The 24,143-nt window shown below is 63.6% G+C and carries 19 protein-coding genes; 11 read left to right on the top strand and 8 right to left on the bottom strand.

The annotated features are described in order from the left end of the window. Positions 1-250: 250 nt before the first annotated feature. Together zigA and IC50_RS01400 are read left to right on the top strand one after the other, a co-directional pair. Complete coding sequence (gene zigA, locus IC50_RS01405; protein WP_035699596.1) at positions 251-1,456, top strand: zinc metallochaperone GTPase ZigA; 1,206 nt, start codon at positions 251-253, stop codon at positions 1,454-1,456. A 109-nt stretch (positions 1,457-1,565) separates the two neighbouring features. After that, positions 1,566-2,894 carry an Hsp70 family protein gene (locus IC50_RS01400; protein ID WP_035699594.1) on the top strand — a complete coding sequence of 443 codons (1,329 nt, stop codon included), beginning with the start codon at positions 1,566-1,568 and terminating at the stop codon, positions 2,892-2,894. Between the two features lie 16 nt (positions 2,895-2,910). Here the strand turns inward: IC50_RS01400 and IC50_RS01395 are convergent, their stop codons facing one another. From IC50_RS01395 to IC50_RS01380, 4 genes are all read right to left on the bottom strand, one after another. After that, positions 2,911-3,360, bottom strand: a complete 450-nt coding sequence (locus IC50_RS01395; RefSeq protein WP_035699592.1) for a c-type cytochrome — start codon at positions 3,358-3,360, stop codon at positions 2,911-2,913. 126 nt (positions 3,361-3,486) lie between these two features. After that, a complete protein-coding gene (locus tag IC50_RS01390; RefSeq protein ID WP_035699591.1) occupies positions 3,487-4,773 on the bottom strand; it encodes a serine hydrolase domain-containing protein in 1,287 nt (428 codons plus the stop codon). Positions 4,774-5,077: 304 nt separating this feature from the next. Then, positions 5,078-5,521 (bottom strand): SRPBCC family protein, encoded by a 444-nt coding sequence (locus tag IC50_RS01385; protein WP_035699614.1) that lies wholly within the window; start codon positions 5,519-5,521, stop codon positions 5,078-5,080. A 294-nt stretch (positions 5,522-5,815) separates the two neighbouring features. Further along, complete coding sequence (locus IC50_RS01380; RefSeq protein ID WP_440588129.1) at positions 5,816-6,868, bottom strand: SphA family protein; 1,053 nt, start codon at positions 6,866-6,868, stop codon at positions 5,816-5,818. Between the two features lie 313 nt (positions 6,869-7,181). On the opposite strand from IC50_RS01380, the gene IC50_RS01375 reads away from it, so the two are divergent. The 3 genes from IC50_RS01375 (at position 7,182) to IC50_RS01365 (ending at position 12,711) form a co-directional block, all read left to right on the top strand. After that, positions 7,182-9,875, top strand: a complete 2,694-nt coding sequence (locus IC50_RS01375) for an arylsulfatase (RefSeq protein ID WP_035699587.1) — start codon at positions 7,182-7,184, stop codon at positions 9,873-9,875. A 75-nt stretch (positions 9,876-9,950) separates the two neighbouring features. Then, positions 9,951-10,229 carry a hypothetical protein gene (locus IC50_RS01370; RefSeq protein WP_035699585.1) on the top strand — a complete coding sequence of 93 codons (279 nt, stop codon included), beginning with the start codon at positions 9,951-9,953 and terminating at the stop codon, positions 10,227-10,229. Positions 10,230-10,305: 76 nt separating this feature from the next. Next, positions 10,306-12,711: a tetratricopeptide repeat protein gene (locus tag IC50_RS01365; RefSeq protein ID WP_035699584.1), complete on the top strand. Its 2,406-nt coding sequence runs from the start codon at positions 10,306-10,308 to the stop codon at positions 12,709-12,711. Between the two features lie 76 nt (positions 12,712-12,787). On the opposite strand, the gene IC50_RS01360 is transcribed toward IC50_RS01365, so the two are convergent. Beyond that, positions 12,788-13,477: a hypothetical protein gene (locus IC50_RS01360; RefSeq protein WP_035699582.1), complete on the bottom strand. Its 690-nt coding sequence runs from the start codon at positions 13,475-13,477 to the stop codon at positions 12,788-12,790. Between the two features lie 169 nt (positions 13,478-13,646). Between IC50_RS01360 and bioB the strand changes: the two genes are divergently transcribed. Continuing rightward, positions 13,647-14,648 carry a biotin synthase BioB gene (gene bioB, locus IC50_RS01355; RefSeq protein ID WP_035699581.1) on the top strand — a complete coding sequence of 334 codons (1,002 nt, stop codon included), beginning with the start codon at positions 13,647-13,649 and terminating at the stop codon, positions 14,646-14,648. Between the two features lie 311 nt (positions 14,649-14,959). Here bioB and frc read toward each other — a convergent pair whose 3' ends face one another. The 3 genes from frc to IC50_RS01340 all read right to left on the bottom strand — a co-directional run bounded on the left by frc (position 14,960) and on the right by IC50_RS01340 (position 18,804). After that, positions 14,960-16,237, bottom strand: coding sequence for a formyl-CoA transferase (gene frc / locus IC50_RS01350; RefSeq protein ID WP_035699612.1), 1,278 nt, complete (start codon positions 16,235-16,237; stop codon positions 14,960-14,962). Positions 16,238-16,300: 63 nt separating this feature from the next. Beyond that, a complete protein-coding gene (gene oxc, locus IC50_RS01345; protein ID WP_035699579.1) occupies positions 16,301-18,034 on the bottom strand; it encodes an oxalyl-CoA decarboxylase in 1,734 nt (577 codons plus the stop codon). Between the two features lie 74 nt (positions 18,035-18,108). Continuing rightward, positions 18,109-18,804, bottom strand: a complete 696-nt coding sequence (locus IC50_RS01340) for a GntR family transcriptional regulator (protein WP_193374074.1) — start codon at positions 18,802-18,804, stop codon at positions 18,109-18,111. A 349-nt stretch (positions 18,805-19,153) separates the two neighbouring features. Here IC50_RS01340 and IC50_RS01335 point away from each other — a divergent pair, with 349 nt between their 5' ends. The 5 genes from IC50_RS01335 to IC50_RS01315 form a co-directional block, all read left to right on the top strand. Further along, entirely contained in the window at positions 19,154-21,283 is a 2,130-nt protein-coding gene (locus IC50_RS01335) for an acetate--CoA ligase family protein (RefSeq protein WP_035699576.1), read from the top strand. 143 nt (positions 21,284-21,426) lie between these two features. Continuing rightward, on the top strand, positions 21,427-22,269 hold the full coding sequence (locus IC50_RS01330) for an IclR family transcriptional regulator (RefSeq protein ID WP_035699610.1): 843 nt from the start codon (positions 21,427-21,429) through the stop codon (positions 22,267-22,269). Positions 22,270-22,374: 105 nt separating this feature from the next. Beyond that, entirely contained in the window at positions 22,375-23,343 is a 969-nt protein-coding gene (locus IC50_RS01325) for a Bug family tripartite tricarboxylate transporter substrate binding protein (protein ID WP_035699574.1), read from the top strand. Continuing rightward, positions 23,340-23,825: a tripartite tricarboxylate transporter TctB family protein gene (locus IC50_RS01320; protein ID WP_035699572.1), complete on the top strand. Its 486-nt coding sequence runs from the start codon at positions 23,340-23,342 to the stop codon at positions 23,823-23,825. Before IC50_RS01325 ends, IC50_RS01320 begins: the two co-directional genes overlap by 4 nt. Continuing rightward, positions 23,825-24,143: tripartite tricarboxylate transporter permease (locus IC50_RS01315; protein WP_035699570.1), on the top strand; the 319-nt coding region annotated here is incomplete at its 3' end. The genes IC50_RS01320 and IC50_RS01315, both read left to right, overlap by 1 nt.

The raw sequence follows: 24,143 nt of genomic DNA, 5'->3' as shown, positions 1-24,143 counted from the left end.
TCGAGACAGTCAGTCTTGCTGCCTCATTTCGAAGGGCAATCTATGTATACCAGATGCCAGCGTCCATACGTTTGTTTGCATAGCAGCATTCGTTCTTCCGCATTGCGGCATAGGCGGTGGGTTCCCCCCGCGGGCAGGGCACCTTGACAGGGGCACGTCGGACAGAGAATGTTATGTTATAACATAACATAATGGGATGCCGTGTCTCGCCGTCCTCGACCCATCCCGCTCAAAAGGCTGTTCGACCTCCATGCCCAAACTTCCCGTCACCGTCTTGTCCGGCTTCCTCGGGGCTGGAAAGACCACTTTGCTGAACCACGTCCTGAACAACCGGCACGGCCTGAAAGTGGCGGTGATCGTGAACGACATGAGCGAGGTGAACATCGATGCGGACCTGGTCCGCGATGGTGGTGCCAACCTCTCGCGGACTGACGAGAAACTGGTGGAGATGACCAACGGCTGCATCTGCTGCACCCTGCGCGATGATCTCCTGAGGGAGGTACGTGCGCTCGCTGAAAGCGGGCGCTTCGATTATCTGCTGATCGAATCGACGGGCATTTCGGAGCCGCTCCCGGTCGCAGCGACGTTCGATTTCCGCTCGGAAGAGGGCGAAAGCCTCTCCGACATCGCCCACCTGGACACGATGGTGACGGTGGTCGACGCCGCCAACCTGCTGAAGGACTATTCCTCGACCGAGTTCCTCGGCGAGCGCGGCGAGGCGCTGGACGGCGACAAGCGGACGTTGGTCGATCTCCTCGTGGAGCAGATCGAGTTCGCCGACGTGATCGTCCTCAACAAGGTGGACGATGCCTCGCCGCAACAGCGCGAGGCGGCACGGCAGATCATCCGCTCGTTGAATCCCGAAGCCGACATCATCGAGGCCAATCGCAGCCGCGTGCCCTTCGACCGCGTGCTCAACACCGGCCGGTTCGACTTCGAGAAGGCCCAGCAGCATCCGCTCTGGTACAAGGAGCTCTATGGTTTCGCCGACCACGTGCCTGAAACGCAGGAATATGGCGTGAGGAACTTTGTCTACCGAGCCCGCCGGCCATTCGATCCGTCGAAGTTCGACACGTTCGTCAAGGGGGCCTGGCCGGGCGTGATCCGGGCGAAGGGTCATTTCTGGCTGGCGACGCGGCCGCAATGGCTCGGCGAAATCAGCCAGGCGGGAGCGATCGTGAGGACCGAAGCGCTGGGTTTCTGGTGGGCGAGCGTTCCAAGGGAGCGGTGGCCGAACGACGAGGCCTGGCGCAAGCGGCTCGGCCAGTATTGGGACAAGGTGTACGGCGATCGCCGCCAGGAGATCGTGTTCATCGGCACCGGCATGGACGAAGCCGAGATCCGCCGCAGGCTGGACGCATGCCTTGTCCCTGATACGTCCACCATGGACATCGCCGCATGGTCCGCTCTCGCCGATCCGTTTCCGGCCTGGCGTCGCGGCGAGCAGTCCAACTGATCGACGTGAATATCAAAGCCTCGGCGTGAGGTCCGGGCGCGACCATCTCCGACCAGGTCTTGCAAGGGGACGGCAAAGCCGTTAGTGCTCTGCCCCCCTTTCCAATCATCTGTCAGAGTGGTTCAAGTCGAGCGCCTCGCCCGCCGTCTCGATCGGCATCGATTTTGGGACCAGCAATACGGTCGTCGCGATTGCGGCGGACGACCGCCGGGTCGAGGCCATCCGCTTCGATCATGGCGGACAGCGCCACAGCGTCTACGTGTCGGCCCTGTGCTTCTGGGAGGACCGGCCTGGCGCCGGCGCCCAGGTCGAGGGCGGTCCGTGGGCGATCGAGCAGTTCCTCGAAGGGCGTCACGTCTACCGCTTCCTCCAGTCGTTCAAGACGTTTGCAGCGAGCAGCAGCTTCAACACCACCCAGGTGTTCCGGCAGCGCTACAAGTTCGAGGATATTCTGGCGGCGTTCCTGCGGACACTGGCGCGCCATGGCGGAGGGAAGTTCGGCTTCGAGGCGGCGAACATCACGGTCGGCCGCCCGGTGCGCTTTGCCGGCGGCAATCCCGACGAGGCGCTGGCGATGCAGCGCTACCGGGCCGCGTTCGAGCGCTTGGGGGCCGGCCACGCGCGCTACGTCTACGAGCCCGTGGGCGCGGCATTCTCCTTTGCCCGAAGGCTGGAGCGCGATGCCACCGTGCTGGTTGCGGATTTCGGCGGCGGCACCAGCGATTTCTCCGTGATGGGTTTCTCGCGTGCGGGCGGCAGCCTTCGCGCCGAGCCGCTCGGCCATGCCGGCATCGGCATTGCCGGCGACACCTTCGACTACCGCATCGTCGACCACGTCGTCTCGCCGCGGCTCGGCAAGGGCTCCAGCTTCCACTCGTTCGACAAGGTGCTGCCGGTCCCGAGCGGCCACTACACCAACCTCGCGCGCTGGCATCAGCTCGCGATGATGAAGAGCAACGGCGATCTGCGCGAGCTTCGCGAGCTTGCGCGCACCGCGCTGAAGCCTGATCTGCTCGAGGATTTCATCACCATCGTCGATCTCGACCTCGGCTTTGCGCTCTACCGCGCCGTGTCCGACGCCAAGGTCGCGCTGTCGGCGCGGGACGAGGTGGACTTCCGCTTCAAGGGCGGCGGCGTCGAGATCGGCGCGGCCATCACACGGAAGAATTTCGAAGCCTGGATCGCCGACGATATCGCCCGGTTGGGGGCGACCGTCGACAAGGTGCTGGGCGAGGCCGGCATCACCGCGCGCGAGGTCGAGAAGGTGTTCCTGACCGGCGGCACGTCCTTCGTGCCGGCGGTCCGGAAGCTGTTCGCCGAGCGGTTCGGCAACGAACGGCTGATGTCAGGCGACCAGTTCGAGTCGATCGCCTACGGGCTTGCGCTGATCGGACATAGCCCCGACCCGGATCGTTGGGCGGCAAGTCAGGTCGCGTAGCAGGCGGCGAGCGGCGCTATTTCTGCTGAATTCGGTTCAGGTAATCGATCACGGCGAGAATGCGCGTTCGCACGACGACCTCCGGGTTCTGCTGCGGCCCGGCTTTTTGCCAATAATAGGGATCAACGGTGTGAGGCAGGTTGACGATGGGGTTGAATCGTTCGCCCCAGACCGGCATTTCACGCGTGCCGTGAGCCGGGACCGATTTCGACCCATAGATGGTTTCGTAGACGGCGTTGGTGGGAAACACCCCGTTGTTGTTCTTGGCCAGCATGGTCAAGTCCGAAGGCGGTGTCTTGAGCTGGCCGCTGACCGGTCCCTTCCCCTTTGCGTCGGCGCCATGACAACTCGCGCACGAAGACAGAAATTCCGCCTTCCCGATGTCGACTTCTTCGGCCTTGGCGGCGGCAGCGAAACCAGCGGCAAGACCGGCAATGATCAACCATTCGACAGCAGATCTCATCATCTCGCCTCCGACGCCGGCAGGGAAGACTCCTGCTCCTAGCCGCTTTGCCCTTTTGACAGTTTGACGCACATCAAGACCGCACAGCCAGAACTGAAGCGTGCACATCGCTTCGCCGACCTGACGCCGTCAGTTCTCCATGGCCTCATAAATCAGCTGCTTCACAGTCCTTTGGATGCGCTGGCGCTCCGAGGGAGTCTGCTCGAGCAAGACGAAGAACATGTCCTGCTTGGGGTCGATCACGAAATAGCACCCGCTGGCACCGTCCCATTTCAGTTCGCCCAGATCGCCCGGCGGCGGCGGCTTGGCGTTGCCCGGATCGGTGCGTATGGCGAGGCCGAGCCCAAAGCCGAAACCGTCGCCCGGAAAGTAGAAGAAGTCCCGCTCGACGCCCGATCCGGGCCCGACCTGATCCGTCGTCAGCAGCTTGAACGCCTTGGGGCTGAGAATGGTCTTGCCCTCGTACGTGCCGCCATTGAGCAGCATTTGAGCGAAGCGAGCGTAGTCCGCCATCGTCGAGACCATGCCGCCACTGGCGTACATCATCTTCTTCGGCTTGGTCGGATCGTTTTCGCGCCCCACCCGGAAATCGCTGTCGTTCGGCATCGGCTGAGCGAGCAACTTCTGCTTGTCGGGGGCGCCGACGAAGAAGCCGGTGTCCTTCATGCCGAGCGGATCGAGCAGCTTTTCCCTCTCGACCTCGATCAGCGACTTCCCGGACGTGATTTCCATGATCCGCGCCAGGATGTCGGTGGAATGGCCATACTGCCAGAGTGCGCCGGGTTGATTGTGCAGCGGCAGTTTTGCGATCCGCTCGGCGAACTCGGCGAGGTCGAAATCACCGGCATAGATATCGGCAGCCTTGTAGGCCTTGCGAACCAGGCTGTCGCCGTAGAAGCCGTAGGTGACGCCGGAGGTCTGACGCATCAGGTCGAGCACTGTCGGCGGCCGGTTCGGCGGCACCAGTTCGAGCGTCTTGGTACCGTCGCTGGCTTGCTTCTCGACGCCGACCTTCACATTTGCAAACGAGGGAATGTATTTTGCAACCGGGTCGTCGAGGGAGAACTTGCCCTCGTCGATCATCTGCACGGCAACCACGCTGGTGATGGCCTTGGTCATCGAGAACAGGCGGAAGATGGTCTGGTCGGTGATCGGGGCCTTCGACACCACGTCCTGCACGCCGAAGGATTGGTGATAGACCGGCTTGCCGTGCTGTTGGATGAGCAGGATCGCTCCGGGAATCTTCCCCGTCGCCACTTCGTTTCGGAAGAACTCGTCGATCTTTGCCAGCCTGTCCTTGTTGAAATGTGCTCCCGCGGGAATTTCAAAAGTCCCTTCGGCCCGGGCCGAAGCTGCCGCGGCCGCAACAAGCAGCGCGCCACAGGCAAACATCCGCAACGCCTGGAATGGTTTCATCAACCCCCTCCCGATTCCGCCCGAGTTTAGCCGTCCGCTCAACCGGCACAAGGGGCATCGAACTGCAGGGAGCGCCTGCATGCAGGCGGGAGGGCGCTTGCTGCGCCACGTCTGTTCCGAATATTTCCGCTTGTGGGCGTGGGAGCTCCCGCGCCGGGGCTGCGGCTGGCCCGTTGCACCACTGAAATATATCGCCGTGATCGTGCCGCCCGGCGCTTCGTGCCGACCTCCCTCGCAAGGCAGGCGGGAGAGGTTGAACGCGCCCGCGGCCCGGATGGTTCGGCCCGAAGCTATTTCGTTCAGACTACTGGTTGATCTCCGGTTCGACCAGCCTTGCGAGGTTTCGCAGCGATTCCTGCCAGCCGAGATAGCAGGCCTCCGGCGGGATGACATCCGGGATGCCTGACTGCGTGATGTCGATTTCGGTTCCGACCGAGACCTTCTTCAGGATCACGGTCACCTCGATCAGGCCGGGCAGATTGGGATCGTCGAACTTGTCGGTATAGCGGATGCGTTCGCCGGGGACGAGTTCGACATATTCGCCACCAAACGAATGGCCGTTGCCCGTGGTGAAATTCCGGAACGACATCTTGAACGTGCCCCCGACCTTGGGCTCGAAATGATGCACGGTGCAGGTGAACCCGTTCGGCGGAAGCCATTTCGCCATCGCATCGGCCTCCAGGAAGGCGCGATAGACTTTCTCCGGGCTGGTGGCCAGGACGCGGTGCAGGCGGACAGTATTGGGCATGTTTTCGTTCATCCTCTTGCAACGATAGGCTCGACGTTGGCGTCTATGGCCCATTCATGTCACTAGGACGACCGGGAAGCTGCCGATCCGACATGCACTTTCGAATTTTTTGCTTTTTGTTGGGAACGCCGGCTGCTGCTGCGGTCGCTGCCGCGCCGGAGCATGATCCGGAAAGCTGCGTGGCGGTTTTCCGAACAGATCATGCTCAGGCAACGACCTGAAGCGCAATACGATCCATTCCGATCTCATTCCGCTTTGGACAGCCGCCACCCCAGACTCCATCGTGAACGTCCGTCATTTTGTGATGACGTGCTTCGTCGGCGTCACTGCAGGCGGCGGTGCCGCCGGCGAAATCGCGAACGTCACCCATGCATTCCAGCCCTCGGGCCGGTGTTCTGCGGCAAATTCCTTGTAGCCCTTCAAGTTGAGGTAGCCTTGTTTGTCGCCGAGCGGGAAGATGAAGCCGATCTGCGGGCCGATCCCGCCCACCCTCGAGCGGAAACAGCCGATGCGATCGCCGGAGCCGCTGTCGCAGCCGAGTTGCTGGTAGAAATACCCGACGAGCCCCACCTGCACCTGCTTGCTCAGGAACTGGGAGGCGCCCCAGTCGAAGTGCATGTCGACACCGCTCTGGTACTGCGTGTCGGTGTTCTTGAAATTGTAGGTGAAGCCAAGCACGCCGGACAGTTCATGTCCGGTCTGCGGATTGAAATAGGTGTAGCCGCCGCCCGCGTCGATCGCGCCATGTCCGAGCCCGATGTTGGCGAGCCGGGACGACTGGTAGGCTCCGACCGGGATGTCGCCCGTGATGTAGGTCATGTAGTTGTTGACACCGGCATTCCAGCGCAGCGCGAATTGCGGGATCAGGTCGCCAAAGCCGGCCACGGAATCGCTGATGGAATCGAAGCGCGAGAAGGGAATAGAGCCCAGCGGCGTCGCGAGCGTGCCTGTCACCAATCCGTTGAGCGTGGTGGTGTTTGCACCGTAGATTCCCATCAGGGTGGCGGAGGCCTGGCCGCCCAGCACCGGTGTTGCAAAGACGTAGGTCGCGTTCAACAGGCCTAGATCCACACTCGCGTTGAGGTTCGCATTCAGCGTGGCCGTCAAGTTTGCGGGGATGCGGCCGATCTGGATCTCGCGCGCTCGCGCCACGTCACCGCCGGCGGACACCGAGGTGTGATAGTAGATCGCAGCCGTCGTCCAGCCCGGCTGCTGAGGCGTGGCAGCAAGGCTGCCGAACATGCCGGGAATCCAGAAGCTGATGCCGCTTTCATCGGCCAAGGCTATCGCCGGTACCGATGCAAAGGCCGCAAATGCAATGCCAGCAAACGCTTTCGTCACTCGCATGGTGACCCCTCCCAAACCACGAGCTTCGCTCGCGGGAGCGCCTGATGTGCTGCCGATCATATGACGCAGCCGGCGGGGCTTGCCATAGTTGCCGATGCGCCGGGAATTTTTGGCAGTCAGGTGTAGCAAGAGAACAACACTACCGCGCCATGATACCGACGCATGGAGATGAGGCTCCGGGAGTTTACGGAAAAACGGCGCTCCTCTTCCACATCTCAGCTTCCGATCCGTCATGCTGATCTGTTGATCCATATCAAGTCATTTTTCTGGTCGTCGGAAAATGATGGCGCCTCGTTTGAGGGGAGGAATTGCAATGAGCACTGCCCGATCCTTTCATCTCGTCGCCTTTTCACTGACCCTTGCGTTTTCGGCGCCAGCATTCGCACAGCAGGCACAACAAGCCGCGCCGCCTCCCGGCTCGCCCGCCGCGACCATCACCATTCCGGGCAATCAACTGCCACCCCCGCCGCAGCAGTTCGGCGGCAAGATCGAGCGCGATGCGCGCAATTCGACACCTTTCTGGCCTTCGCGCGTCGTCCCGCCCAAGGGCGCACCGAATGTGCTGCTCATCATCACCGATGATGCCGGCTACGGCGTGCCGAGCACATTCGGCGGCGTCGTTCCGACGCCGGCGCTCGACCGCATCGCGCAAAGCGGATTGCGCTATACCAATTTCCATTCAACGGCGCTGTGCTCGCCGACGCGCGCGGCGCTGATCACCGGACGCAATCATCATTCCGCCGGCTACGGCGTGGTTGCCGAGCAGGCGACCGGTTACCCCGGTTACGACAGCATCATCACCAAGGACAAGGCCACGATCGGCCGCATCCTGACAGACAACGGCTATCATACGGCGTGGTTCGGCAAGAACCACAACACGCCGGAATATCAGGCGAGCCAGGCCGGCCCGTTCGACCAATGGCCGACCGGCATGGGCTTTCAATATTTCTACGGCTTCATGGGTGGCGATACCAATCAGTGGGAGCCCGGCAATCTCGTTCGCAACACCACGGCAATCTATCCCTACCAAGGAAATCCCGGCTGGAATCTGGTGACGGCGATGGCGGACGACGCCATCGACTATCTGAACCGCATGAACGCGCTGTCGCCCGACACGCCGTTCTTCATCAAGTTCGCGCCCGGCGCGACGCACGCGCCACATCATCCGACCAAGGAGTGGGTGAAGAAGATCAGCGACATGCACCTGTTCGACCAGGGCTGGAACAAGCTGCGTGAGACCATCTTCGACAACCAGAAGAAGCTCGGCGTCATCCCGCAGAACGCAAAGCTCACGCCGTGGCCGAAGGACCTGATCAAGGAGTGGCACCAGCTTTCCGCGGACGAGAAAAAGCTGTTTATCCGGCAGGCGGAGGTGTTCGCCGCCTTTGCCGCCTATGCCGACAACGAAATCGGCCGGGTAATTCAGTCGATCGACGATCTCGGCAAGATCGACAACACCCTGATCATCTACATTGAAGGCGACAACGGCACCAGCGCCGAAGGGCAGCCGAATGGCACGCCCAACGAAGTGGCGATGTTCAACCAGATCAATCCGTCGGTCGAGGATCAGCTCAAGTACTTCTACGACGTCTGGGGCACCGACCGTACCTACAACCACATGTCGATCGGCTGGGCCTGGGCCTTTGACACGCCGTTCTCCTGGACCAAGCAGATCGTTTCCCATTTCGGCGGCACGCGCCAGGGTATGGCAATCTCCTGGCCGGCCGTGATCAAGGACAAGGGCGGCATCCGCAGCCAGTTCCACCACGTCATCGACGTGGTGCCGACCATTCTCGAGGCCGCGAAGATCAAGCAGCCGGACATCGTCGACGGGATCAAGCAGAGCCCGATCGAAGGCGTCAGCATGATGTACACGTTCGGCGCCGGCAACGCGAACGCGCCGTCGACCCACACAACGCAGTATTTCGAGATGTTTGCGGATCGCGCGATCTACAATGACGGCTGGATCGCCTCGACCAAGGTGTTGCGGCCGCCGTGGGTGACTGCAGGCGTCAAGCTGCCAAGCCCGGCCGATTATCCCTGGGAGCTTTATGACCTAAGGAACGACTGGACGCAGGCCGAGGACGTCGCCGCCAAATATCCTGACAAGCTGAAGGAGCTGCAGGCGTTGTTCTGGAAGGAAGCCGAGAAGTATCAGGTGCTGCCGCTCGACTCGTCGGTGGCCGCCCGGCTCATCACGCCGCGTCCGAGCCTGAGCGCCGGCCGGACAAGCTTCGTCTGGACGCGACCGCTCACGGGCACGCCAAATGGCGACGCGCCGAGCCTGCTCAATGCCTCCTATATCTTCAAGGCGGACGTCGAGATTCCGCAGGGTGGTGCCGAGGGCATGCTGATCACCCAGGGGGGGCGTTTCGGCGGGTATGGGTTCTATGTCCTCAAGAACAAGCCCGTCTTTACCTGGAACCTCGTCGACCTCAAGCGCGTGCGCTGGGAGGGGACGGAGCTTACGCCCGGCAAGCACGTCATCGAATTTGCCTTCACGTATGACGGTCTCGGCGCAGCGACCATGCTGTTCGGCAACTACAGCGGCATCGGAAAGGGCGGCACCGGCACGTTGAAGGTCGACGGCAACGTGGTGGCGATGGAGAAGATGGAGCACACGCTTCCCTTCATCCTGCAATGGGACGAGGCGCTGGACATCGGTTCAGACACCGGCACGCCGGTCGACGACAATGACTACCAGGCACCGTTTGCCTTCACCGGCAAGATCAACAGGATCGCCCTGGACATCGACCGACCCAAGCTGAGCCCGGATGATATCAAGTGGATGGAGGAAGCCGCGCGTGCGGCGGGCGATGGCCCGTCTGCGGATGCCGGAAAAGTTGCCTCGGCGGAACCCCAGGTCTCCAGCAATATCGGCCTCAGTCTGGTCGAGAAGATCCAGTTGCGGATCGACAAGCGCGAGGGTTGCCGCAAGGATGCCGAGGCAAAGGGACTTGGCATGGTGGACCGGGTCAAGTTCGTTCAGGAATGTGTCCGCCGATAGTTCGGCGCGACACCGACGGGAAGCCAACCGGCTTCCCGTCGGCCAAATGCACGCGATGCGCGATCGGAGAAGCTCATGAAAGACAGTCGTTGGATCTTCCTTTCAGCGCTTGCACTGATCGGCGCCCTGACGGTCGGCACCGCTGCGGCGCAGGGCGCGGCAGAGACGGTGCAGGGCATGCTCGCCGCCCAGATCCGTTCGCAGGGGTTTACGTGTGACAAGGCGCTCGGCGCGACGAAGGACACCTCGCGCTCGAGGGCCGATCATGCGGTCTGGGTGCTCAGATGCAGCAATGCAAGCTATCGGGTGAGCCGTGCGCCCGACATGGCCGCCAAGGTCGAACCACTGCCGTGACGAAGCGCGCGGGTCATGACAGTGATCTTCACGTGTAAGCCAAACGACGGTCGAACGGCTGGAGCGATAAGCAGACGTGGTACGAGGCTCGCGAAAGAACCGCAAGCGCGAAAAGGCCGGCACGAAGGCGCGGACGTCTGAACCTGCTCATCCTGCGCAGCGGTCCTCGCCCGCCCGGCCAAAAGCCTCCGTGCTGCTGGCACTCGGCGCCGCGCTGCTCGTCGTGGTCGCCGGGGTACTGCTCTGGCCCAGGGTTTCGAACCTTGCTCCCAAACCGCAGCAGCTCGCCGAGCTGACGTTCGTTGGAAGCAAGGCGTGCAGCGACTGCCATGCTGCGGAGGCAAAGCTCTGGCAGACTTCGCAGCACCGGCACGCCATGGATCATGCGACCGAGCAATCCGTGCGCGGCGATTTCAACGATGCGACGTTTGACTACGCCGGCACACGCTCGCGCTTCTTCCGCAAGGACAACAAGTTCCTGGTCGAGACCGATGGGCCGGACGGCAAGCTCGCGACCTTCGAGGTGAAATTCACCTTCGCCATCGATCCGCTTCAGCAATATCTGATCGAATTCCCTGATGGCCGCGTCCAGGCTCTGTCCATCGCCTGGGACACGCGGCCGAAGGGGCGGGGCGGTCAGCGCTGGTTTCATCTCTACCCGGACAATGCCATCACCAGCACCGATCCCCTGCACTGGACGAAGCTGAACCAGAACTGGAATTTCATGTGTGCGGAGTGCCATTCGACCAACGTGCGCAAGGGCTACAATGCCGACCGGAACAGGTTCGCGACCACCTTTTCCGAGATCAGCGTCGGCTGCGAGGCCTGCCACGGTGCGGGCTCGCGCCACGTCGCCTGGGCGCACGGCAAGCCGGCGGCGCGCGAGGCCGATAACGGCCTGCTGGTCCGCTTCGACGAGCGCACCGGCATCACCTGGTCCGCCTCCGCCGGCACATTGACGCCCGCACGCAGCGCACCGGCGCCGGCCCTGCGCAAGGAGGTCGAGACCTGCGGGCGCTGCCACGCGCGCCGCGGGCAGCTTTCGGAAGACTGGATACCGGGCCGACCGCTCTCCGACACCCACCGCGTATCGCTGCTCGACCGCCAACGCTTCCATGCCGACGGCCAGATGCGCGACGACGAGGAGACCTACAATTACGTACCCTTCAAGCAGAGCAGGATGTTCGCCAAGGGCGTGACCTGCAGCGATTGCCACGATCCGCACAGCGCAACGTTGAAGGCGCCCGGAGACGGCGTTTGCTCGCAGTGTCATACGCCCGCCAAGTATGAATCCGCGGCGCACCGGCACCACGCCGGTGTCTCGCCGCCGCTGGGCTGTCCGGCCTGCCATATGCCGGAGCGCCGCTACATGGTCGTCGATCGCCGCCACGACCACGGCTTCCGCGTTCCGCGTCCCGATCTCTCGGTGCAGACGGGCGCACCGAATGCGTGCAACCACTGCCATCACGACAAGCCAGCGGCCTGGGCAGCGTATCAGATCGAGGGCTGGTTCGGGCCGGAGCGACGCGGCCATCAGACCTATGCACCTGGCTTCCACGCTGCCTGGAGCGAAGCTGCCGACGCGCAAGAGCGGCTTGCCGCAATCGCTGAATCGGCCGACGTTCCCGGTATCGTCCGCGCCAGCGCGCTGGCGGAGCTTCCGGCACCGGATCTCGATCTGATCCGGCATGGGCTTTCCGACCCCGATCCGCTCGTGAGGCTCGGCGCGCTCGATCGGCTCGAAGGAGTGCCGGCCGATCAGCTCTGGCCGCTCGCTTCGCCGCAGCTGGACGATCCCGTGCGCGGTGTGCGCGTCCGCGCCGCAGAACTTCTGGCCGCCATGCCTCCAGCGCGCCAGCCAGCGGCCGATCGCGACAAGTTCATGCGGGCGGCTGCCGAATTCGTTGCGGCGCAGATGCTGAACGCGGATCGGCCGGATTCGCGAACGGCGCTCGGCAACTTCTTCCTGCGCCAGGCCAATCCCGGCGCGGCGGAGGCCGAATACCGCGTCGCCCTCAGGCTCGATCCCTCGTTTGCGGCGGCCGCAGTCAACCTGTCCGATCTATACCGGCAGCTCGGACGCGACAGCGACGGGGAGCAAGTCCTGCGTAAAGCGCTCACCGCATCGGCGCAGGACGCATCTCTCCACCACGCGCTCGGTCTGACACTCGTGCGCCAGAAGCGCAGTGAGGAAGCCCTCGACGAACTGCGTCGTGCCGCGTCCCTTGACCCCGGCGAAATGCGATACGCCTACGTCTATGCTGTAGGGCTGAACGGAATGGGTCGGCGCGACGATGCGCTTTCTGTGCTGGACCAGAGCCTGCGCGGACATCCGAACAATCCGGAGCTGCTTTCCGTTGCTCTGAACGTCAGCAGGGAGAAGGGGGATATCGAAGCAGCGCTTCGTTACGCCGAGCGACTGGCGCTCCTCCGGCCTGACGATCCACGATTGAGGAACCTGATCAGAGAGCTCAAGCGATAGCTGGGCCAGGAAGCGAGCGGCGCCGCGCTGGCGGGCTCTCGCCAAAGACAGGCTGGCCGGCCCTTGCTTCGATCTGTCAGATCGCCGCCATGTCCTGTGGCGTCATCGTGAACGCCAGCCGGTAGCGGCCGACCGTCGGGTGATTCTGAGCGCCCGCGGCGCAAAGCACCCGCGTCGAGAGCTGGTCGCCAACCGCGCGTTCGACCACGTCGCAATCATAGCCGGACAGCAGCACGATCCAGTCGGCGGCGCCGTCCTTGCCGCGGATCTGTTGCTCGGTCGTGGGCGCGCTCGTGGGAGGCGTCTCGGTGAGGAGGAGGTGGGCGCCTGTCAGTCCCGGCTTCTGCGCCAATGTGCCGAGCGTTTCCGAGATGCGTGTCTGCAACTCTGCCTCCCGTCCGACGTCCGGCGACAGCCTGATGGTCGCAAGCGATGCCGCGATACCGCCGCCAAAGCTCGTCACGATCCGGCACTGGCTGCGGACCATGCCGAGATGATGCGGCATCATCTTCCTCGACCACGGTGTCGGCGCGTTGAGCCGGTCGAGATATCCCTTCGACGTGAGCAGCTCGTATCGCTCGAGCTCGTAGAGCACGAAGAAGCCCTCGGCATCCGTCGTGCTGCTCCAGCGCGATCCGCGCCGGAAGCCGGGAATGCTCATCCGCTCCGGAAAATGCTCATGCGAGTGCCAGTCGCCGAACTCGTTGCGCTGCTCCGGGCGAACGCTCCACCACATCGCAACCGCGGCCTTGCCGAGCAGTGCCATGCTGACCTCCCTTTTTTGACACTTTGCCTCAATGCCAACGGCGGCGGCAAGGTATGCCGACTCGACAAGCGAAGCCACAATTCCGCTACCGTTCTCGTCCAACTCACGACCGAAAGCGGCCAACCTCGCGATCGAGCGATGGTCCCGCCGCATTGTCAGGAGATGTGTGATGCTCGGCGCGAAAGAAGGGGAGACCAAACCAATCCCCTCACAAGAAAAATCCCCGGCTCGCGCGGTAACCCAGGAATGGACCAGCCAGGATGCCTGGGCGGTCTACCAGCTTCCCTTCAACGATCTGCTGTTCCGTTCACAATCCGTGCATCGCGAGCATTTTGACCCAAATCGCGTGCAGTTGAGTCGGCTGCTGAACATCAAGACCGGCGGTTGCCCGGAAGACTGCGGCTATTGCAGCCAGTCGTCGCATCATTCAACAGCTGTTGCGCCCTCCAAGCTGATGGAGGTCGAGAAGATCGTCGCCGAGGCGCGCAAAGCCAAGGAGAGTGGCGCGACGCGCTATTGCATGGGAGCGGCCTGGCGTAATCCGAAGCCGCGCGACATGGATGCCATCGTCGAGATCGTCGGCGCCGTGAAGCAGCTTGGGCTCGAGACCTGCCTGACGCTCGGCATGCTCGACCGCGGGCAGGCCGACCGGCTGAGCGCGGCCGGGCTGGACTACTACAATCACAATATCGATACATCGGAGAGCTACTATCCGAGCGTCATCTCCACCCGCACCTTCGCCGATCGTCTCGATACGCTTTCGCATGTCCACGAGGCCGGCATGAAAGTGTGCTGCGGCGGCATCCTCGGCATGGGTGAGAGCGAACAGGACCGCGTCGACATGCTGGTCACGCTCTCCAACCTCCCGAAAGCGCCGGAGAGCGTGCCGATCAACATGCTGATCCCGATTGCGGGAACGCCGATGGCGAAAGCGCCGCCGATCGGTCCGATCGAGTTCGTGCGCATCGTCGCGCTGGCGCGCATCATGATGCCGGCCTCATTCGTGCGGCTCTCGGCAGGACGCTCGGCCATGACCGACGAGATGCAGGCGCTGTGCTTCTTTGCCGGCGCAAACTCGATCTTCGTCGGCGACACGCTGCTGACTGCGGGCAATCCGCAGGACGAGGCTGATCGAAAGCTGTTCCGCCGGCTCGGGCTGGAAGCTCTTTGAGGCCTGGTCCTTTTGGAAAGGCGCGGAGCGCCATTCTCGATTGCGCGTGGCCGTTGTCCGTTCGAGATCGACGCCAGACAAAGGAACGACAGCCGGAGCCTCTTTTGGATCATTTCATACTACCCCTGTTTTGCCCGACGCGTCGAAGATATTTCTGCTAAAAAGAAATGCCTAATGCGACCAAGGGGTTGGCTACTGTGCATGGGGTTGTTTTTCAGTTTTTTAGTTGGCGCATGCGACCGCATGGCGTTCGCAAGCAAAAGGGCCGCCCTTTCGGGCGGCCCTTTGCGTATCGTTCAGGGCGCGGTCGCTTACTCGGCGGCCTGCTTCTGCGGCGGGGCGAGCGCGCCGGACTTGTGGATATCGGCGACCTGGTGATCGCTGAAGCCGAGCACCGAACGCAGGATCTCGTCGGTGTGCTCGCCGAGCAGCGGCGAGCGTTGCACGTCGCTCGGGCTATCCGACAGCTTGATCGGGTTGCCGACCGAGATGTACTTGCCGCGGGTGGGGTGGTCGACCTCGACCACGGTGCCGGTCGCGCGCAGCGACTGGTCTTCCGCGATCTCCTTCATCGACAGGATCGGGCCGCAGGGGATGTCGTCCTTGTTGAGGATCTCCATCGCCTCGAACTTGGTCTTGGTCATCGTCCACTGCTCGATGCGGGCGAAGATCTCGTTAAGACGCGGCAGGCGCGCCGCCGGCTTGGCGTAGTTCGGATCGGTCTTCCACGAGGGCTCGCCGATCACGTCGCAGATCTTCTCCCAGACCGGGGCCTGGGTGATGAAGTAGATGTAGGCGTTGGGATCGGTCTCCCAGCCCTTGCACTTCAGGATGCGGCCTGGCTGGCCGCCGCCCGAGTCGTTGCCGGCGCGCGGCACGGCGTCGCCGAACGGCACGCCTTCGCCGAACTGGCTGTACTCCTTGAGCGGGCCGTGAGCGAGGCGCTGCTGGTCGCGCAGCTTGACGCGGCAGAGGTTGAGCACGCCATCCTGCATCGCGGCGGTGACGCGCTGGCCCTTGCCCGAATGCGTGCGCTGGTAGAGCGCGGTGACGATGCCGAGCGCCAGATGCAGGCCGGTGCCGGAATCGCCGATCTGGGCGCCGGTGACGAGCGGCAGGCCGTCGCGGAAGCCGGTGGTGGAAGCGGCGCCGCCGGTGCACTGCGCGACGTTCTCGTAGACCTTGCAGTCTTCGTAAGGCCCGGGGCCGAAGCCCTTGATCGAGGCGACGATCATCTTCGGGTTGATCGCTTGAATCTTCTCCCAGGGGAAGCCCATGCGATCGAGCACGCCGGGGCCGAAATTTTCCACCAGCACGTCGCACTTCTTGATCAGTTCGGTCAGGACTTCCTTGCCCTTGGGGTTCTTGGTGTCGAGCGTGATTGAGCGCTTGTTGTGGTTGAGCATGGTGAAATACAGGCTGTCGACGTTCGGGATGTCCTGCAGCTGGCCGCGGGTGATGTCACCCACGCCCGGACGTTCCACCTTGATCACGTCGGCGCCGAACCAGGCCAGCAGCTGCGTGCAGGTCGGTCCGGACTGAACGTGGGTGAAGTCGAGAATGCGAACGCCCTCGAGCGCTTTGGTCATCATGTTGCTCCGTACTCTGTCTGCCCCTGCACCCGGCAGGGAATAAAGGGTTGAGGGGTGGACTTACTTCTTCTTCTGCAGAACGCTCTGCGGATTGAGGTTGCCGATGCGGCCGCTCTCCGAGCCCGCGGCCGGGTCGATCACCGCGTTGATGAGCGTCGGCTTGCCGGACTTCATCGCCTCGTTGACGGCGCGCTTGAGCTCGTCGGGCGAGGTCGCGTTGACGCCGACGCCGCCGAAGGCTTCCATCATCTTGTCGTAGCGCGCGCCCTTGACGAACACCGTCGTCGCCGGGTCGGCGTTCGCGCCGTTGACGTCGGTGCCGCGATAGATGCCGTCATTGTTGAAGATGACGACGCAGATCGGCAGGTTGTAGCGGCAGATGGTCTCGACCTCCATGCCGGAGAAGCCGAAGGCCGAGTCGCCTTCGACCGCGAGCACGGGATGGCCGGTCTCGAGCGCGGCCGCGATCGCCTGGCCCATGCCGATGCCCATCACGCCCCAGGTGCCGACGTCGAGACGCTTGCGCGGGCGGTACATGTCGATGACGCCGCGGGCGAGGTCGAGCGTGTTGGCGCCTTCGTTGACGAGGATCGCCTCGGGGTGCTCCTTGATGACGTTCTTCAGCACGCCGAGCGCACCGTGATAGTCCATCGGCGATTTGTTGTTCATGAGCTTCGGCGCCATCTTGGCGACGTTCTCTTCGCGCTTGGCTGACACGGCCTTGGTCCATTCAGCGGGCGGGGCGGTCCAGCCCGACGCAAGCGCCTGGTTGAACGCCGAGACGACCGAGCCGATGTCGCCGACCACGGGGGCGACGATCTCGACGTTGGAGTCCATCTCCTTCGGCTCGATGTCGACCTGGATGAACTTCTTCGGCGCCTCGCCCCAGCTCTTGCCCTTGCCGTGCGACAGCAGCCAGTTCAGCCGCGCGCCGATCAGCATGACGACGTCGGAGTCCTTCAGCACCGTCGAGCGGGCCGCGCCCGCGCACTGCGGATGCGTGTCGGGGAGCAGGCCCTTGGCCATGCTCATCGGCAGGAACGGCACGCCGCTCTTCTCGACGAAGCTCTTGATCTCCTCGTCGGCCTGCGCGTAGGCCGCGCCCTTGCCGAGGATGATGAGCGGACGCTTGGCGCTCTTGAGCACGTCGAGCGCGCGCTTGACCGAAGCGGGCGAGGGGATCTGCGCGGGCGCCGCGTCGATCACCTTGACCAGCGACTTCCGGCCGGCCTCGGCGTTCATCACCTGGCCGAACAGCTTTGCCGGCAGGTCGAGATATACGCCGCCCGGACGGCCCGAGACCGCGGCGCGGATGGCGCGGGCGAAGCCGATGCCGATGTCCTGGGCATGCAGCACGCGATAGGCCGCCTTGCACAGCGGCCTTGCGATCGCGAGCTGGTCCATTTCCTCGTAGTCGCCCTGCTGCAAGTCGACGATCTCGCGCTCGGAGGAGCCCGAGACCAGGATCATCGGGTAGCAATTGGTGGTGGCGTGGGCGAGCGCGGTGAGACCATTGAGGAAGCCGGGTGCGGAGACCGTGAGGCAGACGCCGGGTTTCCTGGTGAGATAACCGGCGATGCCCGCGGCGTAGCCGGCGTTCTGCTCGTGGCGGAAGGAGATCACGCGAATACCGGCCGCCTGCGCCATGCGGCCCAAATCCGTGATCGGGATGCCCGGCACATTATAGATGGTGTTGATGCCGTTCAGCTTGAGCGCGTCGATGACGAGATGAAAACCATCCGTCAGTTCCTGCTCGGTGCCCGGTGCCTCGGACTTGGTCGCGGTATTCAGCATGGGCCTTGTCTCCCTGGTCTCAAGTAGTGGGGCGAGTGCTTCGCCCTTCTGGTGAACGTTCGCTGGGTAAAGCGCTACGTGAACAGTTCCTGGCCGTGCGCTTCGACGTAAGCGGCAAGGCCGAGGGTGTGATCGCGGGCGCGCTTCTCGGCGAGCTCGGTGTCGCGCGCTTCCAGCGCTTCGATCATGCCGAGATGCTCGGGCAGCGACGTCGCGGTGCGATCCTTGCGTCCGATGGTCAGCTGGCGATAGCCGCGCACGTGCAGCAGGAGGTCGTTGGTGAGATCGACCAGCACCGGCGATTCCGACAGCGAGATCAGCGCCTGATGGAAGGCGATGTTGGCGCGTGAATATTCCTCGACGTGATCCTCGGGCAGGCGGTCCCTGCCGAAATCCTTGAAGAAGTCGCGCAGCGCCGTGATGTCCTTCTTGCGTGCGGTGGTGGTGATGAGGCGCGCGGCCATGCTCTCCAGCGCCGCCCAGGCGCGGATCATGTCGACGATCTCGCTCTTGGTTCTGCGCACCACCATGATGCCGCGGCGCGGCACCGTTTTCACGAAACCGTCCTGCTCGAGCATCGCGATGGCTTCGCGGATCGGGGTGCGGCTGACGCCAAGCCTCTCGGACAACGCGCGCTCGTCGAGCATCACCGGCTCGGGCGTCGAGTAGATGTCCATCTTGAGGATGGCTTCCTTCAAGGCGTCATACGCCTTGTTTTTGAAGCTGCTCTCCGGGGCAATACGAACGATTGCGATGTCTGCCTCGGCCATGTTCGGCAACGCCTTGATTGGTTTCCGTTGTGACACGACGAATCTCCTCCAGTGGGAGTCGTCTTTTACAGGAATAATGACGGAAAGTTTTTGGCATACCACATGCCAGAATGTCAAGCTGGCTATTTTTTGCGGCGTTCTAAGGCATGCTCCAGCTTGACAAGTTGGCTTCTGGCATACCAAATGCCATCGCCAGCCATTTTTGATCCATGCCGGCGGAGTAGTCTGGCGCTTTACGCCGCTCCGACCCGCGACATGGAACAGAGCGCGGCGAATGGCAAGCATCACGGGCAGCCGCAAACACGCGCGCGCTTTGTAAAGAACGAACTGAGGTCAAGGGAGAAGCCACATGTCCAATTCCAAAGATGCCGTCCGCAAGGTGCTTGACCAGGTCAAGGCGGACAACCGCACCAGCCTGACGGCCCCGGAAGGCAAGCTGGTCTGCGACGCCTACGGCATTCCGGTGCCGAAGGAGGGCGTGGCGAAGTCGGCCGGCGAGGCCGGCAAGATGGCCACCGCGATGGGCTTCCCGGTCGTGATGAAGATCGTCTCGCCGGACATTCTCCACAAGACCGAAGCCGGCGGCGTCATCGTCGGCCTCAAGACGGCCGACGAGGCCGAGAAGGCCTACGAGACCATTCTCGGCAACGCCAAGAAGTATAAGTCCGACGCCAAGATCGAAGGCGTCCAGGTGCAGCAGATGCTGGCCGGCGGTACCGAAGTGATCGTCGGTTCGATCACCGACGGATCATTCGGCAAGCTGGTCGCTTTCGGCCTCGGCGGCGTGCTGGTCGAGGTGCTCAAGGACATCACCTTCCGCCTCGCGCCCGCGACCAAGGAGGACGCGCTCTCGATGCTCGACGGCATCCAGGCGCACGAGATCCTGAAGGGCGTGCGCGGCGGCGAGCCGGTGAACCGCAACGCCCTCGCCGACGTCATCGTCAAGGTCTCGCAGCTCGTCACCGATTTCCCCGAGATCGTCGAGCTCGACCTCAACCCTGTGTTCGCGACGGCGAAGGGCGCGACCGCCGCGGACGTCCGCATCGTCGTCGACTTCGCCTATGTGCCGAAGCCGAAGCCGCGCCCGACCGAAGAGATCGTCGCGGCGATGAACCGCATCATGCAGCCGAAGGCGGTCGCCGTGATCGGCGCCTCCGCGGAGGACGGCAAGATCGGCAATTCCGTGATGAAGAACCTCATCAACGGCGGCTACAAGGGCGAGATCATTCCGATCCATCCCAAAGCCGCCGAGATCCTCGGCTACAAGGCCTACAAGAGCGTCAAGGACGTGCCGGGCGTGATCGACGTCGCGGTTTTCGCGATTCCCGCGAAGTTCGTTGCCGCGGCGCTGACCGAATGCGGCGAGAAGAAAATCCCGGGCGCGGTGCTGATCCCGTCGGGCTTCGCCGAGGCCGGTGCGCCGGAGCTGCAGGCCGAGATCGTCGAGGTCGGCAAGAAGTACGACATCCGCCTGATGGGGCCGAACATCTACGGCTTCTACTACACGCCGGCCAATCTCTGCGCCACCTTTTGCACCGCCTATGACGTCAAGGGCCACGCGGCGTTGTCGTCGCAGTCGGGCGGCATCGGAATGGCCATCATCGGCTTCTCGCGCTCGGCGAAAATGGGGGTGTCGGCGATCGTCGGCCTCGGCAACAAGTCCGACATCGACGAGGACGATCTGCTCGCCTTCTTCGAGCAGGATCCGAACACCAATCTGATCGCGCAGCACTGCGAGGACCTCAAGGACGGCCGCGCCTTTGCCGAAGCCGCCAAGCGCGTCTCCAAGAAGAAGCCGGTCGTCGTGCTCAAGGCTGGCCGCACCTCGGCCGGCGCCAAGGCGGCCTCGTCGCACACCGGCGCGCTCGCCGGCAACGATCGCATCTACGAAGACGTGTTCAAGCAATCCGGCGTGATCCGCGCCCGGAGCTTGCGCCAGCTACTCGAATTCGCCCGCGGCGTGCCGGTGCTGCCGACGCCGAAGGGCGAGAACGTCTTGATCATCACCGGTGCAGGCGGCTCGGGCGTGCTTCTGTCGGACTCCTGCGTCGACAACGGCCTGTCGCTGATGTCGATGCCGCCTGATCTGGATGCGGCCTTCCGCAAGTTCATCCCGCCGTTCGGCGCTGCCGGAAATCCTGTGGATATCACCGGCGGCGAGCCGCCGATCACCTACGTCAACACCGTGAAGCTCGGCCTGTCGGATGAGCGCATCCACGCGCTGATCCTCGGCTACTGGCACACCATCGTCACCCCGCCGATGGTGTTTGCCCGCAACATGGTCGAGGTGAAGAAGGAGATGGAGGCCAAGGGGTTTGTGAAGCCCATGGTCGCCTCGCTCGCCGGCGATGTTGAGGTCGAGGAAGCCGCCGAATATCTCTACCAGCACGGCATCCCGGCCTATGCCTACTCGACCGAGCTGCCGGTCGAGGTCCTCGGCGCCAAGTACAAATGGGCACGTGGGGCAGGGCTGCTCTGAGCCTAACTCTCCTGTCATCCCGGGGCGATGTGCAGCATCGAACCCGGGAATCTCGAGATTCCGGGTCTGGTACGCCAGGCCCGCGCTGCGCGCAGTCCCGGCGCACCATCCCGGAATGACGGATGCACAAGCGGCAGGTCGCGATGAGCAAGGACGTGATCCGGCGCAGATCGCACGAAGCCCGGTCGCCGTCGGAGGCCGAGCACGAGGGCCGTGACGGCGGCGTGCAGTCCGTCGACCGCGCGCTGTCGATCATCGAGACGCTGGCCGAGGACGACGAAGGCTATCGCCTCAGCGATCTCGCGATCCGCACCGGCCTGTCGGCCTCCACGGTGCACCGCCTGCTGGCGACGCTGGAAAGCCGGCGCTTCGTGCAGTTCGACCGTGCCAAATCCAAATGGCATGTCGGCGTTCGCAGCTTCACGGTCGGCGCGAGCTTCGCGCGGCGGCGGAATTTCTCAGCGCAGGCGATTCCATACCTCCGCAAGCTGCGCGATCTCACCCGTGAGACAGCCAATCTCGCCGTGGTCGACGATGAGTTCATCATCGTGCTGACCCGCATGGAGAGTCGCGAGATCATGCGCTCGCTGACCAAGGTGGGAGGCCGCGTTCCCATGGTGACCTCCGGCGTCGGCAAGGCGGTGCTCGCAACCTATTCGGACGAGGACGTCAGCGCCGTCATCCGCCATCACGGCATGCCCCGCCTGACCGAGAAGTCGATCGTGCGGCCGAGCGATCTGTTTAGGGAACTCGAAAAGATCCGCAAGCTCGGCTACGCCCTCGACGATGAAGAGGCATGCATGGGCCTGCGCTGTGTTGCGGCGGTCGTCTACAACGACTGCGCCGAGCCGCTCGCGGCGATCTCGGTCTCCGGCATGACCAGCCGGCTGACCGACCAGAGGTTGCCGGAAATTGGGCAAATCGTCCGGGATGTCGCCGCCGAACTGACGGACGCGCTCGGCGGCGTGATCCCGACGCCCCGCTGACAAAAACCCCGGGGGGATGTCACTGGACAGCATCGGCCGTTTTGGCTGATATGCGACCAAACGACACAATGCGGCAAACGTCCGCATGAGCCTGGAGATGCCCCCATGTTTCGATTTTCCGCGCGCCTTGTCGGCGCAGCCGTCGCGCTGACCCTGGCGGCAGCCAATCCGGCCTTCGCCCAGCAGCTCGAGCTCAAGTTGATGGCGCCGGCGGCCCCGGGCGGGGGATGGGACCAGACCGCGCGCTCGATGCAGCAGGCCCTGGTGGCTTCGGGCGTCGCCCGCAGCGTGCAGGTCACCAACGTTCCCGGCGCTGGCGGCAGCGTCGGCATCGCGCAATTCGTCAATGGTGCCAAGGGCGACGGCAACCAGATGATGGTCAACGGCTTCGTCATGGTCGGCGCGCTCGCCATGAACAAGTCGCCGGTGACGCTGGAGCAGGTCACGCCGATCGCGCGCCTCACCGAGGAAATCCAGGTGATCGTGGTTCCCGCGAACTCGCCGATCAAGAATGCACAGGATCTTGCCGCCGCGGTGAAGGCCGATATCGCCAAGGTGACATTCGCCGGCGGCTCCGCCGGCGGCGTCGACCATGTGATGGCGGCGATGTTCGCCGGCGCCGTCGGCGCCGATGCGAAGAAGATCAACTACATCCCGTTCTCCGGCGGCGGCGAGTCGCTGGCTGCGATTCTCGGCGGGAAGGTTACTGCGGGCATTTCCGGACTGAGCGAATATGAAGGGCAGATCAAGTCCGGCAAGCTGCGCGCGATCGGCGTGACCTCGGAGAAGCGCATCGCAGGCAGCGACATCCCGACCTTCAAGGAACAGGGAATCGACCTCGTGATCGCCAACTGGCGTTCGGTGGTCGCGCCTCCCGGCATCACGCCCGAGCAGCGCAAGACCTTGAGCGATGCCGTCGAGAAGATGGTGAAGTCTGACGCCTGGAAGGAGATCCTCAAGCAGAAGGGCTGGGAGGATGCCTATCTCGGCGGCGACGCGTTTGCCGACTTCCTGAAGAAGGAAACGGTGCGCGTCACCGACGTGCTGAAATCGGTCGGCCTGGTCAAGTCATGACCTCAGGCGATCCCGTCCAGCCGCCGCGGCGCGTCGACCGCGCCGGCATCGTCATCGCAGCACTGCTTGCGGCCCTCGCCGTGGTGCTGGTCTGGGACGCGCGTGACCTGCAATCCGCCACGATGTACGGGATGGGACCCGAGGCGATGCCGGTCGTGGTCGCCAGCGGCCTTGCGCTGCTGGCGATCGGCAATTTCGTCGACGCGCTGCGCGGCAATCTGCCTGCGCGCGAGAGCGCCGATCCTATCCCCGTGGTTCTGATCCTCGTCGGCCTTGCTCTGCTGATCGCCATCATCGGCTTTGGCGGCGGTTTCATCCTGGCGACGTCGGCGCTGTTCGTGACGACGTCGGCGGCTTTCGGACGGCGTGCCATCGTGGTGGATTCCATCATCGCCCTGGTGATGTCGACCCTCATCTATCTCGCGTTCGACCGGTTGTTGACGCTGAGCCTTCCGACCGGCCCGCTGGAGCGACTGCTGTGATGGACACTTTTGCGGCGCTGGCGCACGGCATGGCCGTCGCCGTCCAGCCGATCAACCTGCTCTACGCGCTGATCGGCGTGTTCCTCGGCACCGCTGTGGGCGTGCTGCCCGGTATCGGCCCGGCGCTGACGGTCGCGCTACTGCTGCCGGTGACCTACAAGCTCGATCCCGGCGGCTCGCTGATCATGTTTGCCGGCATCTATTATGGCGGCATGTACGGCGGCTCGACGACCGCGATCCTGATCAACACGCCCGGCGAGAGCGCCTCGATGGCGACCGCGCTCGAAGGCAACAAGATGGCCAAGGCCGGCCGCGGCG

Origin of the sequence: Bradyrhizobium genomosp. I (2014), assembly GCF_000261685.1 — a bacterium.
GTDB lineage: Bacteria > Pseudomonadota > Alphaproteobacteria > Rhizobiales > Xanthobacteraceae > Bradyrhizobium.
This window is presented reverse-complemented; position numbering and strand designations above follow the sequence as displayed.

Excerpts from the sequence above, each read along its gene's own strand:
- zigA (WP_035699596.1), top strand. The coding sequence starts at position 251 with ATGCCCAAACTTCCCGTCACCGTCTTGTCCGGCTTCCTCGGGGCTGGA.
- IC50_RS01395 (WP_035699592.1), bottom strand. The coding sequence starts at position 3,360 with ATGATGAGATCTGCTGTCGAATGGTTGATCATTGCCGGTCTTGCCGCT.
- IC50_RS01390 (WP_035699591.1), bottom strand. The coding sequence starts at position 4,773 with ATGAAACCATTCCAGGCGTTGCGGATGTTTGCCTGTGGCGCGCTGCTT.
- IC50_RS01385 (WP_035699614.1), bottom strand. The coding sequence starts at position 5,521 with ATGCCCAATACTGTCCGCCTGCACCGCGTCCTGGCCACCAGCCCGGAG.
- IC50_RS01380 (WP_440588129.1), bottom strand. The coding sequence starts at position 6,868 with ATGCGAGTGACGAAAGCGTTTGCTGGCATTGCATTTGCGGCCTTTGCA.
- IC50_RS01375 (WP_035699587.1), top strand. The coding sequence starts at position 7,182 with ATGAGCACTGCCCGATCCTTTCATCTCGTCGCCTTTTCACTGACCCTT.
- IC50_RS01370 (WP_035699585.1), top strand. The coding sequence starts at position 9,951 with ATGAAAGACAGTCGTTGGATCTTCCTTTCAGCGCTTGCACTGATCGGC.
- IC50_RS01360 (WP_035699582.1), bottom strand. The coding sequence starts at position 13,477 with ATGGCACTGCTCGGCAAGGCCGCGGTTGCGATGTGGTGGAGCGTTCGC.
- bioB (WP_035699581.1), top strand. The coding sequence starts at position 13,647 with ATGCTCGGCGCGAAAGAAGGGGAGACCAAACCAATCCCCTCACAAGAA.
- frc (WP_035699612.1), bottom strand. The coding sequence starts at position 16,237 with ATGACCAAAGCGCTCGAGGGCGTTCGCATTCTCGACTTCACCCACGTT.
- oxc (WP_035699579.1), bottom strand. The coding sequence starts at position 18,034 with ATGCTGAATACCGCGACCAAGTCCGAGGCACCGGGCACCGAGCAGGAA.
- IC50_RS01340 (WP_193374074.1), bottom strand. The coding sequence starts at position 18,804 with ATGGCCGAGGCAGACATCGCAATCGTTCGTATTGCCCCGGAGAGCAGC.
- IC50_RS01335 (WP_035699576.1), top strand. The coding sequence starts at position 19,154 with ATGTCCAATTCCAAAGATGCCGTCCGCAAGGTGCTTGACCAGGTCAAG.
- IC50_RS01330 (WP_035699610.1), top strand. The coding sequence starts at position 21,427 with ATGAGCAAGGACGTGATCCGGCGCAGATCGCACGAAGCCCGGTCGCCG.
- IC50_RS01325 (WP_035699574.1), top strand. The coding sequence starts at position 22,375 with ATGTTTCGATTTTCCGCGCGCCTTGTCGGCGCAGCCGTCGCGCTGACC.
- IC50_RS01320 (WP_035699572.1), top strand. The coding sequence starts at position 23,340 with ATGACCTCAGGCGATCCCGTCCAGCCGCCGCGGCGCGTCGACCGCGCC.